This is a genomic window from Streptosporangium minutum (assembly GCF_002149035.1).
Taxonomy (GTDB): Bacteria; Actinomycetota; Actinomycetes; order Streptosporangiales; family Streptosporangiaceae; genus Streptosporangium; species Streptosporangium minutum.
In genome coordinates this window covers 37,239-50,750 of the sequence record NZ_NGFP01000033.1, presented here as the reverse complement: position 1 = coordinate 50,750, position 13,512 = coordinate 37,239, and the positions used below count along the sequence as shown (strand labels likewise).

The window sequence follows — 13,512 nt, the reverse complement described above, 5'->3', positions numbered from 1 at the left end:
CCCCCGCCGCTCCCCGCTGTCCCGAGCCGGCTGGGCGCTGGCGTCTGTCAGCGCCCAGCCGGCTCGGGACAGCGGGGAGCGGCGGGGGAGGGCAGGGGTGGTGGTGCTCAAGCCGAGGCCTCCGTGGCGGTAGCGGAACCGGTGGTCGTGGCTGCGCGGTGAGCGTCGCCACCCGCGACGGCGTGAGACGCCTCCGTGGCGGTAGTGGAGCCGGTGGTCGTGGGCTGGTGTGCGGCGCGGGTCGCGCCGCCTGCCGGGGTGTCCGGTGGGTCGCCCGTCAGCTGGAGGAAGACCTCGTCGAGAGTGGGGCGGCGCAACGTGATGTCGGCCGGTTCGATCCCGGCGTCACCGAGGGCGGTGGCCACCTCGACGAGGGCCCTGGTGCGCCGGTCGACCGGGACGCTGACCCGGCGGGCTCCGCCGTCGACGTGGATCTCGCCGGACGCGACCCGCGCGGCGATGGCCGCCGTCGCGGCCACGTCCGCGGCCTCGGAGAGCACGATGTCCAGCCAGTCACCACCGATGGCGGACTTCAGCTCCTCGGGGGTGCCCTCGGTGACGACCCGGCCCGCTCGGAGCATCGAGATCCGGTCGGCGAGCCGGTCGGCCTCCTCCAGGTACTGGGTGGTGAGCAGCACCGTCGTGCCGGAGTCGACCAGGTCACGGATCGCGGTCCACACCTCCCGGCGGGCGGCCGGGTCCAGCCCGGTCGTCGGCTCGTCCACGAAGAGCACCGGTGGCGTGACGATCAGACTCGTCGCGAGGTCGAGTCGCCGGCGCATGCCGCCGGAATACCTGCCCACCGGCTTTCTGCCGGTCTCCGTCAGGGAGAAGCGCTCCAGCAACTCGTCCGCGCGCCTGCCCGCCGCCGTGGAGGAGAGGTGGTTCAGCCGGCCGAACATCACCAGGTTCTGCCGTCCGGTCAGGATCTCGTCGACGGCCGCGTACTGGCCGACCAGCCCGATGTGCTCGCGTACGCGCCGTGGCTGCGTCCGCACGTCGAACCCGGCCACGCTCGCATGCCCCGAGTCCAGGTCGAGAAGCGTGGACAGGATCCGGACGGCCGTGGTCTTCCCGGCGCCGTTGGGGCCCAGCAGGCCGCAGACCGTGCCGGCCGGCACGCACAGGTCGAACCCGTTGAGCCCCGCTCCGTCCGTGCCTCCCGCGTAGTTCTTGCGCACGCCCTCCGCGGTGATCGCAGATTCAGTCGCTCTCACATCCACCTTTTCCCTGTCCGGGCCGGGATCCTCCGGCCTTCCGGCGGTGCTTCACCGACGTATCGTAGCTTGTACCGTATGGCGTACGGTTCAGACGCGAGGGGGTTAACGACGGAGATCCGAGGGTTGTTCCCGCGACAGGGAAAAAGGTGCGGGCCTCATGCCGCCCCCGCCGGCTGCGCGAAGGCGGGCACGCCGGATCCCGGCCCCCGCCCGGCCGTACGGCCCGCCAAGGACTTGCGTGGGGCCGCGTCCAATGGCGTGGTGTACGAGTATCCGATGCTGGGGCTGGGGCGGGGGTGGCGTCGAAGTCGATCGCCGTCAGACGGCCCGTCTTCGCCGCGCTTCTGACTTTCCGCCCGGTACGGCGCCGCGCGGATGGACGCTCCCTGGGGCGGAGCGGAGGCGAACGGGCGCCGCTACCGCCACCCGTTCACCGGCGGGATCCGTACATCGCCTCTGTGGACGCAACCCTGGGGGCGGTTGTCCGGGGAGAGGGGACGCCGCTCCGTGGGGACCCGTCCGCTCCGTGGGGACCTGTCCGTCGCGATGGGTGGGGTCCCGGAGCCGGCCGGGCCCATCTGTCCATGATCCCTGCTCTGGCTATGACCCCTGCCAGGCGTGGAACAGCCGGAGGCTCTCCGTGAGCTGGGAGTGCAGCGGGTGCGGCAGCGCGTCCGGCGCGAACCAGCCCAGCTCGTCGAACTTGTGAGGTTCGCCGATGGCGACTCCGGCGGGGTCCACCTCGACCGCGAAGATCACGGCGACCCAGTGTGAGGCCGGCTCCTGCCGGAGGACGTTGCGCACGCCGATCGTCTCGATCTTCAGCGCGCCGGTCGAGTACTCCTCGCGGACCTCCCGTGCGACGGCCGTCTCGAACGATTCGCCGTATTCGAGCGCTCCGGCGCCGCAGTCCCAGGTGCCGGGCTCGTCCCGCGCGCCGGCCCCGCGACGGGCCAGCAGCACCCGGCCGTGGCCGTCGTGGCAGATGAACACGCAGGAGACGGCGGGCACCTTCCGGGCCGGCCCGGCGGCGGGCTCGGACGGTCGTGCGGGACCGTCCGGAGACGGGGTGGCGCTCATGTCGGGTTCCCCCGGGTGTCAGAGAAGCGGTCGGGCGTCAGAGAAGCGGTCGGGCGTCAGAGAAGCGGTCGGGTGTCAGCGAAGCGGTCGGGTGTCGGACAAGTGTCCGGGTGTCAGAAGTGGTCGGGCAGCTGGGAGAACCTCTGCAGCAGCAGCACTCCTCCGTCGGCGGGGTCGAGCTCGCTCTGCTCCAGCGCCCAGGTGTTGTCGTTGGGGATGAAGACCGCGTTCATGCCCGCCTGCCGGGCGGGGAGGATGTCGGACTTCGGGGAGTTGCCGATCATCCAGCTCGTCGTGGGAGTCAGCCCGTGCTCCCGCGTGAGCCACCGATAGGTGTCGAGGTTCTTCTCCGCCACGATGTGGATGTCGCGGAAGTGGGGCGCGAGGCCCGAGACGTCCAGCTTGCGCTGCTGCTCGTCCAGGTCGCCCTTGGTGAGCAGGAGCAGGTCGTGCCGGCTGCCGAGGTCGGCGAGCGTCTCGGCGACGCCGGGGACGAGCTCCACCCGGTGCTCGACGAGGGCCGCCACCAGCTCGTCGAGGTGGCGGCGCTCCGCGACGGTCGCCGGCCGTTCGCGCAGCCGTTCCAGGCACTCGCCGAGACTGCGCAGGAACATCTTGCTGCCGTATCCGTGGGTGACCGCGTTCGCCGCCTGGATGTCGTCGAGAATGGCGCGGATCTCGGTCCTGTCGAGCGTCGGATGCTCCAGCCAGTGCGTGAAGTCGTCGATGACGCGCTCGAACAGGACGTTGTTCTCCCACAACGTGTCGTCGGCGTCGAAGATGAGCACCTGTCCCTCGAACCTCAAGACGGCACCTCCGGGAGCGTGTTGTCGATGGCCTCCGTGACGCGCCGCCGCGCGGCTCCGTGGCCCAGGGGACCGGGCGGTGCGACGTCGGCGAGAGCTGTCAGGTCCATGCCTCCCCGTCTTCCTGCCGGCCAGCGAACAGTACCAACTAGTACCACGAGCCTCATATCCATATATCTGCCGCCCCAGGCGGGGACCGGCGGACCGTCGGGTGTGCCGTTCCGGGAGCCGGTTCCCCGGTCCGGGCGTGGCGGAGGGGCCCGCCGTCCGGCGCGCCTCACGTGGCCGGTACGGCTCACACCGGGGCTGGCGGTCGCATCCGAGCTGTGATGCGATCTCGTGACAGCCCGAAAAGGCGCCAATCGCATAAAAATGGTTATCGTTCTCTCGGTGTCATGTCGAGGGCCGTCTCCGGGCGGCTCGGCAACGCGCGGGGCCGCCGCGCCGTACCGCAAAGGATGATCACGTGGACAGGAGCCGGCGCGGGACGCGCTTTCCGATCTCGGCGGGGACGCGCGGAGGCGTCCGGCCGGGGGCAAGGGCCGTGGCCGTGCTGGGCATGGCCGTGCTGGCCGCCCTCGCGGCCTGCGGTGGCCGGGGGAGCGCGGGGCAGGCGGAAGGACGGCTCGTCCTCGCCGCTCCGCGCGATCTCGCGGCCGGCCCGGAGGATCCATATTTCACCCATCGGACGCTGCGGGTGTGGGAGCCACTGGTGACGTTGGACGACGAGATGCGCCCGGCGCCGGCGCTGGCGACGGGATGGGAGCGTTCCGACAGGGGCCGGAGATGGACGTTCACCCTGCGCGGCGGCGTGAGGTTCAGCGACGGGACGCCGCTGACCGCCGAGGCGGTCGTCGCCAACATCGAGCGGTTCCGGCGGATCGCGCCCAGGCCGTCCGCCTTCTTCAGCCTCGACGCGGGCATGGAGGCGGCCTACGGCAAGCTCGCCGGCGTGCGCGCCGAGGCAGGGAAGGTCGTGTTCACCCTGGCCGAGCCGGTCGCCGACCTGCCTGCCCGGCTGGCCGACTTCTACAGCATGATCCAGGCGCCGTCGGCGTTCGGGCCCGGCGGGGACTTCACCGGCAAGCCGGTGGGCACGGGCCCGTACATGCTGGCCTCCTGGTCGAAGGGGCAGCGGGTGGAGCTGGCCGCCAACCCGGGTTACTGGGGCGGCAAGCCGGCCTTCGACAGGATCGTGGTGAGGACGATCCCGGACGCCAACGCGCGGGTGGCGGCGTTGCGGGCCGGTGAGGTCGCCGGGCTGATCGACAAGGGCGCGCTGCTCCCCGGGCAGGTGGCCGCGGTCGCCGCCGACGGCAGGTTCCGGGTCACCCGGACCCCCTCCGTGCTCACCCACTACCTGACCTTCAACGCCTCCCGGAAGCCGTTCGCGGACCCGAGGCTGCGCGAGGCGGTGGACCTGGCGATCGACCGGAAGGCCATCGCCGGCAAGCTGCTGGCGGGTACGGCGGCGCCGGGCTCGCCGTTCCTGTCGCCGGTCTTCGGCGCCCTCTCCGACCCGGGCGTCCGTTCGGCGTACGACCCCGTCGGGGCCCGCCGGCTTGTCGACGCGGCGGGCCGCCCGGCCCGGCCGGTCTCCATCCTGATCTCGTCGTCCGAGACCGGCCAGTTCCCCTACACCGACATCGCCGAGGTGCTGCGCACCGACCTCGAAGACGCGGGCCTGCCCGCCCGCGTGAACGTGGCCGAGGCGACCAGGGCGGTGATGGAGGCCGGGGACTACGACCTCTTCCTGAGCGCCTACAGCGTGCCCAACGGCGATCCCGACTACCTGTTCCGCCGGTTCCTGCGCTCCGACGCGGCCTGGAACCGCGACCGCAATCTGGGCTACCGCAGTGACGCGTTCGACCGGCTGATCGACCGAGCCGCGGCCGCCGGCGGCGCGGACGAGCGCCGGGAGCTCTACCACCGGGTCCAGCGGCTGCTCGCCGACGACCGGCCGATGATCCCGCTCGCCTACCAGGACAACCCGGTGGTGACGAGCACCGCGGTGACGGGTCTCGCGCAGAGTCCGGCCTATCTGGTCGACCTCGCCAAGCTGGCGCCGTCGCGGTGACCCTCGCCCTGCGGCGGGTGGCGGAGACGCTCCTGGTCCTGCTGGCGCTGTCGGTGCTGACCTTCCTCCTGACGTCGCTGGCGCCCGGGGACCCGGCGGAGGAGATCCTCCGCCGGGGCGGTGTCCAGCCCACTGCAGAGAGCGTGGCCGTTCTGCGGGGCGAGCTCGGCCTCGACCGGCCGCTCTTCTCCCGGTATCTCCAGTGGCTGCTCGGCGTGCTGCGGGGCGACTTCGGGCGCTCCTACGCCGACCGCGCGCCGGTGGCCGCCGAGATCCTGTCCCGGGTCCCGGCGACGCTGCGGCTGGCCGGGACGGCCTCGCTCATCGCGGTCGGGCTCGCGGTGGTCGTGTCGGTCCGCGCCGCGCTCCGGCCGCGTGCCCTCGACAGCCGGATCGCGCGGGTCGCGACGGTGGCGGTCGCCGCCGTCCCGCCGTACATCGTCGGCATCCTGCTGATCAGTGTGGTCGCCGTCGGCATGCGGGCCCTGCCGACCGGCGGGGACGGCTCCCCGGATGCCGTGATCCTGCCCGCGGTCACCCTCGGCCTGGCCGGAACGGCCACGCTGCTGCGGCTGTTACGGGCCGACCTGGCGGCCGTGGCGCGGCTGCCCTTCGTCAAGCTCGCGGTGGCCAAGGGCCTGAGCGCGCGCCGTACCGTCGTGGTGCACGCGCTGCGCGCGGCCGCACCCGGCGCGATCACCGCGGCCGGCGTCGTGCTCGCCGAGCTGCTGGCCGGCGCGGTGATCGTCGAGACCCTGTTCGCCTGGCCCGGTGTGGGCCAGCTCGCGGTGACGGCGATCCGGCAGCGGGACATCCCGATCGTGCAGGCGTACGTCCTGCTCACCGCGCTCGCGACCGTGCTGGTCCTGACCCTGGCCGACCTGTGCGTGTCGGTGGCCGACCCCCGGGTGCGGCGGTGACGGGCCGCCGTCCGCGGATGCCCGCCGGCGGCGTCGCCGGTGCCGTGCTGTTCGGCGCGATCGTCCTGTTCTGCTTTGTGGCGCCCGTGCTGTCGCCCTACGCCCCTCACCGGCCGGACCTGGCGCGGACCCTGCTCCCGGTGAGCGGGAAGCACTGGCTCGGGACCGACCAGCTCGGCCGCGACCTGCTCACCAGGACGGCCGAGGCGGGCCGCGCCTCGCTTCTGCTCGCGTTCGCCGTCACCGCCGTCACCACCTCGGTCGGCACGGTCGCCGGCGCCGTGGCCGGGCTGCTGGGCGGCTGGCCCGACCGGCTGCTCCGGCTGGCGGCCACGGTGGCGCTCGCGCTGCCCGGTCTCACGCTCGCGCTGGCCCTGGCCGGCGTGCTGCCGCCCGGTCCGGGCACCGTCCTCGTCGCCCTCGTGCCGCTGGGGTGGGTGAGCTGCGCCCTCGTCGTCCGTGCCACGGTCCTGCGGACGGCGGCGTCCGACCACGTGCTGGCGGGCCGGGCCATGGGCGCCTCGCCGCTCCACCTGCTGCGCCGCACCATCGCCCCGCACGCGATCGGGCCGGCCCTCACCGTCGCCACCGGTGACCTGGCCAAGACCCTCGTCGCCGCCACCTCGCTGAGCTTCCTCGGCGTCGGCCCGCCCCCGCCGCACGTCGACTGGGGCGGGATGGTCAACGAGGCGACGGCCCTGCTCGTGGTCACGCCGCGACTCGCGGTCGTGCCGGCGGTCGCCCTGGCTCTGGCGAGCCTGGGGGTCACGCTCATGACCGACGCGCTCCGCCGTCCATCCGCAGGTGCATCCTGCCCCTGACGGCGTAGCCGTTGTGGTGCGCCTCGCACGAGTCGGTGCCGGCGATCGGCTTCACCGATTCCGACCATCGCCACCCGGGTTCGAACGTGGCCACGCCGGAGCACAGCCCCGGCAGGTTGAACACGTCGATGTGCCCCATCGGGAAGTCGCGACGCTCATCCGGTTTGTGGGTGCCCTTCACCTCGATCATGATCGCTCCCCCTTACCCTCACTTTCGCGTTTTACACCACCAATGGCGCCGATCAAGAATGATCACTGCTTTGACCTGCGATAACAGTGATTTATGACCGGTTGTGGCGGGTGGAGTCGCGGCAGATCATGGGACCGTTCCCAGGGGAGCGCACATAATTGAGCACCCCTCATGACTAGCGAAGAAAAGTTTCAGAACCATTTCGGACAAGGGTGGCTATGGTCTAGGCTCCATCGCTTATGTGGGCGGAACCGCCCGGTTCGGCGTTCCGCCGCCGGGGCCATCGGGCGTGATACCGGTGTCCGCCCATGTCGCCAGGCACGTGATCGGGGATCAATGGGAGCGATGTGATGGGGCAGCACACGCCGTATGCGGCTCTGGACGACGGCGAGGGATTGCCGGGGTCAAGAGGAGAGCACATCCTCCAGAGGCTTTTCGCCACCAGGGACCGGGCGGAGCGGTTCTACGAGCGTCAGGTGGTCGACCGTCTGACGCCTCACATGCGGGATTTCGTCGCCCGGCAGGAAATGGTCTTCGTGGGGACCGCCGACGCCGCCGGCAACTGTGACACCTCGTTCCGGGCGGGGCCGCCCGGCTTCGTCCACGTGGTGGACGACGGAAGGCTGATGTACCCGGAGTTCCGGGGCAACGGCGTCCTCGCGAGCTTGGGCAACATCATGGAGAACGCGCACATCAGCCTGCTGTTCGTCGACTTCTTCGAAGACCTCGTCGGACTGCACGTCAACGGTCCGGCGACCATCACGACCGCCTACGACGCGGCCCGCCGTTACGGGCTGGCCGACGAGGACCGCACCGCGCCCGGCCGCCGGGCCGAGCGCTGGGTCATGGTCGAGGTCGAGGAGGCCTACATCCACTGCTCCAAGCACATCCCCCTGCTGACCAGACAGGACCGCAGGGAGCGAGGGCCGCAGGCCCGCAGGCCGGCGGGAGACGACTACTTCGGTGTCGGGCGGGTGAGGTCCGTCGCCCGGGAGCCGGAAGAGGCGGGAAAGTCGGCCGGGTGACGACATGACCATTGACATCGAGCTCATCCGCCGCAGCTGGTCGCTCGTCGAACCGGTGGCCGACCAGGTCACCCAGCACTTCTACGGCAGGCTTTTCGCCAACTACCCGCACATCCGCGAGATGTTCCCTCCCGGGATGGACCTCCAGCGCGACCGCCTGCTCCACGCGCTCACCCAGGTGGTGCTCAACCTGGAGGACGGCGCGGGCCTGAGCGACTACCTCGGCCAGCTCGCCCGGGACCACCGCAAGTACGGGGTCCGGCCTGAGCACTATCCGGCGGTCGGGAGCTGCCTGGTCGCCGCGATGCGGTTCACCGCCGGCGACGCCTGGTTGCCCGCCTACGACGAGGCGTGGATGACCGCCTACGACTACATCGCTGAGGTGATGATCCAGGCCGCCGAGCAGGACGCCGTCAAGACCCCCCCGGCCTGGATCGGCACCGTGGTCGCGCACGAGGTGCGCACCCCCGAGATCGCCGTGATCACCGTCGAGCCCGACCACCCCTACCCGTACCGGGCCGGCCAGTACGCCACCCTGCAGAGCGCGCACTGGCCCCAGGTGTGGCGCCCGTACTCGATCGCGAACGCGCCCCGCCAGGACAACCTGCTCACCTTCCACGTGCGGGTGGTGCCCGGCGGATGGGTCAGCACGGCGCTGATGCACCACACGCGTCCGGGTGACACCCTCCTGCTGGGACCGCCCCGCGGATCCCTCGTGCTCGACCGGGCGAGCACCTCGCACCTGATCTTCATCGCGGGCGGCACGGGCCTGGCCCCGCTCAAGGCGCTCATCGAGGAGTCGGTGTGGGTGCCCGACCGCCCCGCCATCGACCTCTTCCACGGCGTCCGGCGCAGCGGCGATGCCTACGACAACGAGGACCTGCAACGCCTGCGGTCACAGCACAGGCGCCTGCGGATCGTCCGCGCGGTCTCCGACGACCCGGAGGACTGGCGCAGGCACAGTGCCATGGACGCCCTGGAATACCACCGGATCGTCCCCGACGGGGACGTCTTCGTGTGCGGGTCGTCCGAGATGGTGCGCGTGACGGCCAACCGGCTGCTCGGCCTGGGAGTGCCCTTCGACCGCATCCACACCGAGTTCGCCCCCGGGGGCGCCCCCAGCCTCGCGGTGCTGTGAAGGCCGCGCCCCGCTCCGCCCCGGACGCGGCGGGACGGGGAGGCGGTCAGTCTCCCGCCGGGCGCCGGAGAGCGGTCCTGGTGGTGTCCTCGGGATAGGGCGACAGCCGTACGGCCTCCTGGACGCTCATCCGGCCCGCGGCCACCTCCCGGCAGAGCCCGGCGACGGCGGCGATCTCGGCGCGCTGGGCGACGACGAACCCGCGGTCCACCGGATCCCCGTGCCCGGGCACCACGGCGCCGTCGCCGGCCAGCCCGAGCAGACCGTCGACGGCGGCGGGCCATTCGAGCGGGTAGGCGTCGCCGTAGGCCGGCGGCGCGCCGTTCTCCACCAGGTCACCGGCGAACACCACGCCGGCGTCCGGAACGTGGACGACGAGGTCGTTGCCGGAGTGGCCGCGGCCGAAATAGGACATGACGACGCCGCGCCCGCCGACGGTCAGCTCCGCCCTGTCGGTCACCAGATGGTCCGGCAGGACGATCTCCGTCCCGGCGATGTCGTCGGCGATGTCCGCGCGGCCCTCCTCCCGGTAGCGCCGCGCCCAGGCGTCCCTCGTCCTCGCCCCGTCCTCGGCCAGATCGGCCCGGCAGCCCTCCTGCGCCCAGACGGGGCACTCCAGGAACGGCCGCGTGCCGAAGCTGTGGTCGAAGTGCGAGTGGGTGATCACCACCGTCCAGGGGTCCCGGGTGATCCGCCGCACCTCCGCGGCGAGCTCGGCTCCCTGCCGCTCGTCCCCCCGCGTGTCGACCACCAGGCATCCGCCGTCACCCATGACCAGCCCCACCGACAGGTCCAGCTCGGCATACCGCCGGACCAGCACCCGATCGGCCACTTCGATCCATCGACCTTCCATGCATCGCATTCTCCCCGGCCCGCCGCGGCGCGGCGAGCCGGGGAAGATCCTGAGATCATGAACGGCCGCAGCGCCGGCAGCGGCCGCGCCTGCGCAGGTGGTAGGCGAGGGCGGCGGCGGCCAGGGCCGCTCCCCAGACCGGCCAGAACGTCTCCGGAAGCCAGGCACCCGCCTCGGAGAGGTCGAAGCGGCCCGAGACCGTCCAGCGGATGTAGGTCAGGCCCGCCACGGTGACGATGATCGAGACGAACGTGGCGGGAATGATCGCGAGCAGGGGCGGGACCCGCCTGCCGCGCAGGCCGGGGATCCAGCGGGGGAAGATCTCACCCCAGCGCTGGGTCAGTCCCAGGGTGAGGATCCCGCCGAGAGCTCCGAAGGTGGCCAGGTAAGCTCCCGCCAGCCAGATCCCCGGGGCGTCGCGGGAGCCCTCGGCGAGGAACTCCTCGCTGACTCCCAGCGGGATGCCCAGGGCCCATGCCCACCGGGTCGCGCAGTACACCAGGGGTACCGCGATGGCGACATACACGGCCCGGCGTCCCCAGCGGGCCGCGGCGGCTGGCGCCGTCCAGCCTCCGTCGCCGCCCGTACGGCCGCAGCCGGCGCAGGCCTGCCTGCCGCGACGCAGGTAGGCCAGGGTGGCCACCGCCAGGAGCGCCCCGCCGAGCACGCACAGAAGCTGGTTCACCACCTCCCAGGGCCAGGCGTCGAGGAAGCCCACACCGCCGAGACCCCAGCCGAACAGGGGCGAGATCAGCAGGAGCGGGGTGTAGGCGACGCCCATCATGAGGCGGGAGTCGGGGATAACCAGTATCAGCGCCACGGCGGCGGGCCAGGCGAGGATGGGCGGCACCATGCGCAGCGGGCCCCGGCCCGGTGCCCTGGCGAGCACCAGTGCGAGCAGCGTGAAGGCCAGTCCCAGGGCGGCGATCCACCATCCGCCCGGCTGCGGCCGGGCGCTCGAAAGGATGGACAGTGCCCTGTCGGGATCGGGGTCGCTCGCCCCCCAGGGGAAGCCCGAGCCGCCGAGCGCCCAGCGCAGGCCGAGCAGGCCGTAGAGCAGCGACCAGAGCGCCGCGGCGTAGCCGGCCCAGGCCGGCGGACGTGACCTCGTCGAGGATTCCGGGTGGGGTGGAGCCGTAACCGTTGTCATGGATCAAGCATCTGCGCCGCCGGAACGGCAGGCCATGTGCCGTCCGGCAGGTCTGCGGCCCTCCCGCGGGTGCCGTCCGTGCCGTTCGGCAGGGGCCCCGGTGATGCCGGAGTGCGTATGTTCGACCCCGTGAACCTTCGCGAACGTATCGGGGCGGTCGCCGCCGGAGCGGTGCTGTCCGGCGGGATCGGTGCTTCCCCGTTCTTCGGCCCTCTCGTCACGCTGCCCGCCACGGCGGCGGTGGCCGCCCTGGTCTGGGTGGCGGGCGGCCGGCCGCGCACGCGGACTCGCGCGCCCGCCGTGACCTGCGCGGCGGCGGTGCTGTCCCTGGGGGTGACCCTCGCCGCCCTGCTCCGGCCGCCGGGTACGGAGAATCAGGCGGCCGGCATGTGGGCGCTCGCCGAGAGCATGGCGTTCGTCGTCCTGATCGGTGTCGTCGCCCGGTGGTCACCGGCCAGGCGGGCCACCGTCTCCGGTCTCCTGGCGGGCCTGGCCGTGGCGGTCTGGCTGTTCCGCTTCTTCTCCCCGTCGTCGTTGCTGGAGGGGGTGGGCGTCCTGGCGTTCTGGTCGGCCGGCTCGATGGCCGCCGCCGGTGTCGGGCTCTACCTGCGTTCGCTGGACACCCGCCGGGTCCGTGCGGTGGCGGAGGGGCGCCGCGCCCAGCGACTCCAGCTCGCCCGTGACCTGCACGACTTCATCGCCCACGACATCAGCGAGATGATCGTCCAGGCGCAGGCCGGCCAGGTGGTCGGCCCGAGTGATCCCGGGCAGGCGATGTCCGCGCTCAGGCGCATCGAGCAGGCCGGGCTGCAGGCCATGGCCGCCATGGACCGGACCGTGCACATGCTCAACGACGACGACGAGGACGAGGCGGGGAAGGGAGATGTGCGCGGGGGCGCGGGCGCGTACGGCGCGTCTCATGACGGCGGGGGCCGTGACGACGTCCGGACGGTGGCGCCCGTCCCCGCGGTCCGGCCGGGCATCCCGCAGCCGTCGCGCGCGATCGGGGCGTGCCGTGACGGTGTCCGGACGGTGGCGCCCGTGCCCACCTTGGCGGATCTGCCCCGTCTCGTCGCCCGGTTCTCCGCCGCGGGCCCCGCCGAGGCCCGCCTGGAAATCCGCGGGCTGGACGGAGGGCCGGGCGACGGGCCGGATGGGTGGCCTGTGCGCGAGGTGAGCGCGACCGCCTACCGGGTCGTGGTGGAGGCACTGACCAACGTGCGGCGGCACGCTCCCGCGGCCACCCGCGTGGACATCGCCGTGACCCGGGAACACGGAGCCCTGACGGTCAACGTGCGCGACGACGGCGGCGGCGCGGGTCCGGGACCGGTCGGCCGCCACGGCGGCTTCGGCCTGCCCGGCCTGACCGAACGCGTCGAGACGGTGGGCGGCACGCTGCGGGCGGGAGCCGTACCGGACGGCTGGATCCTGACGGCGGTGTTTCCGGTGGCGGGGAGAGGATGACAGCATGGACGGCATGCCGACCCGCATCCTGATCGCCGATGACCAGGAGGGCATCCGCAGTGGCTTTCGGCTCATCCTTGACGCGCAGCCCGACATGACCGTCGTCGCCGAGGCGGCCGACGGGGTCACGGCCATCGAGACCGCCCGCCACCTCCGCCCCGATGTCGTGCTCACCGACATCCGCATGCCGCTCGCGGACGGCCTTGAGGTCACCCGGGCTCTGGCCGGACCCGGAGTCCCCGATCCCGTCCGCGTCGTCGTCGTCACCACCTTCGACCTCGACGAGTACGTCCATGCCGCCCTGCGCGACGGCGCCTGCGGCTTCCTGCTCAAACGTTCGGGACCCGCGCTGCTCGTCGAGGCGGTGCGCGCGGCCATGGCGGGCGACACCCTCGTCAGCCCGCAGCTCACCATGCGGCTCCTGGGCCACGTGATCTCCCCGTCCGCGTCCGCGGAGCCGTCGGATCCGCTGACCGGGAGGGAGAGCGAGGTGATCAGGCTGGTCGCCGGGGGCATGAGCAACAGCGAGATCGCCACTGAGCTCTTCATCTCCCCGGGCACGGTCAAGAACCACATCGCCGCCGTCCATCGCAAGCTCGGCACGCGCAACCGCGTCGGCATCGCCTCCTGGGCCTGGAACACCGGCCGGTTCCGGCCGTAGGGCCGCCCGTTTCGCTTCAGGCCGCTCAGGCCGCCCGTTTCGCTGCAGACGGGAGTGACGCCGCGGGCGACCGGGGCGTCACTCGGGTGCGGATGACCGGAGGTGAG

13 protein-coding genes are annotated in these 13,512 nt (G+C 72.4%); 7 read left to right on the top strand and 6 right to left on the bottom strand.

Annotated features, from left to right (window positions below; all coding sequences use genetic code 11):
- Window positions 1-107: 107 nt before the first annotated feature.
- The 3 genes from CA984_RS10300 to CA984_RS10290 all read right to left on the bottom strand — a co-directional run bounded on the left by CA984_RS10300 (window position 108) and on the right by CA984_RS10290 (window position 3,106).
- On the bottom strand, window positions 108-1,217 hold the full coding sequence (locus CA984_RS10300; protein WP_086570632.1) for an ATP-binding cassette domain-containing protein: 1,110 nt from the start codon (window positions 1,215-1,217) through the stop codon (window positions 108-110).
- A gap of 603 nt (window positions 1,218-1,820) precedes the next feature.
- Window positions 1,821-2,300 carry an NUDIX domain-containing protein gene (locus tag CA984_RS10295; RefSeq protein WP_086570630.1) on the bottom strand — a complete coding sequence of 160 codons (480 nt, stop codon included), beginning with the start codon at window positions 2,298-2,300 and terminating at the stop codon, window positions 1,821-1,823.
- Between the two features lie 113 nt (window positions 2,301-2,413).
- Window positions 2,414-3,106: an HAD family hydrolase gene (locus CA984_RS10290; RefSeq protein WP_086570627.1), complete on the bottom strand. Its 693-nt coding sequence runs from the start codon at window positions 3,104-3,106 to the stop codon at window positions 2,414-2,416.
- A 466-nt stretch (window positions 3,107-3,572) separates the two neighbouring features.
- Between CA984_RS10290 and CA984_RS10285 the strand changes: the two genes are divergently transcribed.
- From CA984_RS10285 to CA984_RS10275, 3 genes are read left to right on the top strand one after another with little or no spacing between them, the layout of a single operon-like run.
- Window positions 3,573-5,183, top strand: a complete 1,611-nt coding sequence (locus tag CA984_RS10285) for an ABC transporter substrate-binding protein (RefSeq protein WP_133061607.1) — start codon at window positions 3,573-3,575, stop codon at window positions 5,181-5,183.
- On the top strand, window positions 5,180-6,103 hold the full coding sequence (locus CA984_RS10280) for an ABC transporter permease (RefSeq protein WP_086570623.1): 924 nt from the start codon (window positions 5,180-5,182) through the stop codon (window positions 6,101-6,103). Before CA984_RS10285 ends, CA984_RS10280 begins: the two co-directional genes overlap by 4 nt.
- Window positions 6,100-6,924 carry an ABC transporter permease gene (locus CA984_RS10275; protein ID WP_133061606.1) on the top strand — a complete coding sequence of 275 codons (825 nt, stop codon included), beginning with the start codon at window positions 6,100-6,102 and terminating at the stop codon, window positions 6,922-6,924. Before CA984_RS10280 ends, CA984_RS10275 begins: the two co-directional genes overlap by 4 nt.
- Here CA984_RS10275 and CA984_RS10270 read toward each other — a convergent pair.
- Window positions 6,875-7,114, bottom strand: a complete 240-nt coding sequence (locus tag CA984_RS10270) for a cupin domain-containing protein (protein WP_242675853.1) — start codon at window positions 7,112-7,114, stop codon at window positions 6,875-6,877. The genes CA984_RS10275 and CA984_RS10270 overlap by 50 nt on opposite strands.
- A gap of 350 nt (window positions 7,115-7,464) precedes the next feature.
- On the opposite strand from CA984_RS10270, the gene CA984_RS10265 reads away from it, so the two are divergent.
- Entirely contained in the window at window positions 7,465-8,139 is a 675-nt protein-coding gene (locus CA984_RS10265) for a pyridoxamine 5'-phosphate oxidase family protein (RefSeq protein WP_086570619.1), read from the top strand.
- 4 nt (window positions 8,140-8,143) lie between these two features.
- Complete coding sequence (locus CA984_RS10260) at window positions 8,144-9,277, top strand: globin domain-containing protein (RefSeq protein WP_086570616.1); 1,134 nt, start codon at window positions 8,144-8,146, stop codon at window positions 9,275-9,277.
- A 46-nt stretch (window positions 9,278-9,323) separates the two neighbouring features.
- Here the strand turns inward: CA984_RS10260 and CA984_RS10255 are convergent, their stop codons facing one another.
- Window positions 9,324-10,130, bottom strand: coding sequence for an MBL fold metallo-hydrolase (locus CA984_RS10255; RefSeq protein ID WP_242675852.1), 807 nt, complete (start codon window positions 10,128-10,130; stop codon window positions 9,324-9,326).
- 55 nt (window positions 10,131-10,185) lie between these two features.
- On the bottom strand, window positions 10,186-11,280 hold the full coding sequence (locus CA984_RS10250; RefSeq protein ID WP_086570612.1) for a hypothetical protein: 1,095 nt from the start codon (window positions 11,278-11,280) through the stop codon (window positions 10,186-10,188).
- A gap of 129 nt (window positions 11,281-11,409) precedes the next feature.
- Here CA984_RS10250 and CA984_RS47075 point away from each other — a divergent pair, with 129 nt between their 5' ends.
- Entirely contained in the window at window positions 11,410-12,744 is a 1,335-nt protein-coding gene (locus tag CA984_RS47075; RefSeq protein WP_207620807.1) for a sensor histidine kinase, read from the top strand.
- 13 nt (window positions 12,745-12,757) lie between these two features.
- Window positions 12,758-13,405, top strand: a complete 648-nt coding sequence (locus CA984_RS10240) for a response regulator (RefSeq protein WP_086570634.1) — start codon at window positions 12,758-12,760, stop codon at window positions 13,403-13,405.
- The last annotated feature ends 107 nt before the right edge of the window (window positions 13,406-13,512 follow it).

Bases quoted from the DNA above. Each gene is read 5' to 3' on its own strand.
- CA984_RS10295 (WP_086570630.1), bottom strand. From the start codon at position 2,300: ATGAGCGCCACCCCGTCTCCGGACGGTCCCGCACGACCGTCCGAGCCC.
- CA984_RS10270 (WP_242675853.1), bottom strand. From the start codon at position 7,114: ATGATCGAGGTGAAGGGCACCCACAAACCGGATGAGCGTCGCGACTTC.
- CA984_RS10265 (WP_086570619.1), top strand. From the start codon at position 7,465: ATGGGGCAGCACACGCCGTATGCGGCTCTGGACGACGGCGAGGGATTG.
- CA984_RS10260 (WP_086570616.1), top strand. From the start codon at position 8,144: ATGACCATTGACATCGAGCTCATCCGCCGCAGCTGGTCGCTCGTCGAA.
- CA984_RS10255 (WP_242675852.1), bottom strand. From the start codon at position 10,130: ATGGAAGGTCGATGGATCGAAGTGGCCGATCGGGTGCTGGTCCGGCGG.
- CA984_RS10250 (WP_086570612.1), bottom strand. From the start codon at position 11,280: ATGACAACGGTTACGGCTCCACCCCACCCGGAATCCTCGACGAGGTCA.
- CA984_RS10240 (WP_086570634.1), top strand. From the start codon at position 12,758: ATGCCGACCCGCATCCTGATCGCCGATGACCAGGAGGGCATCCGCAGT.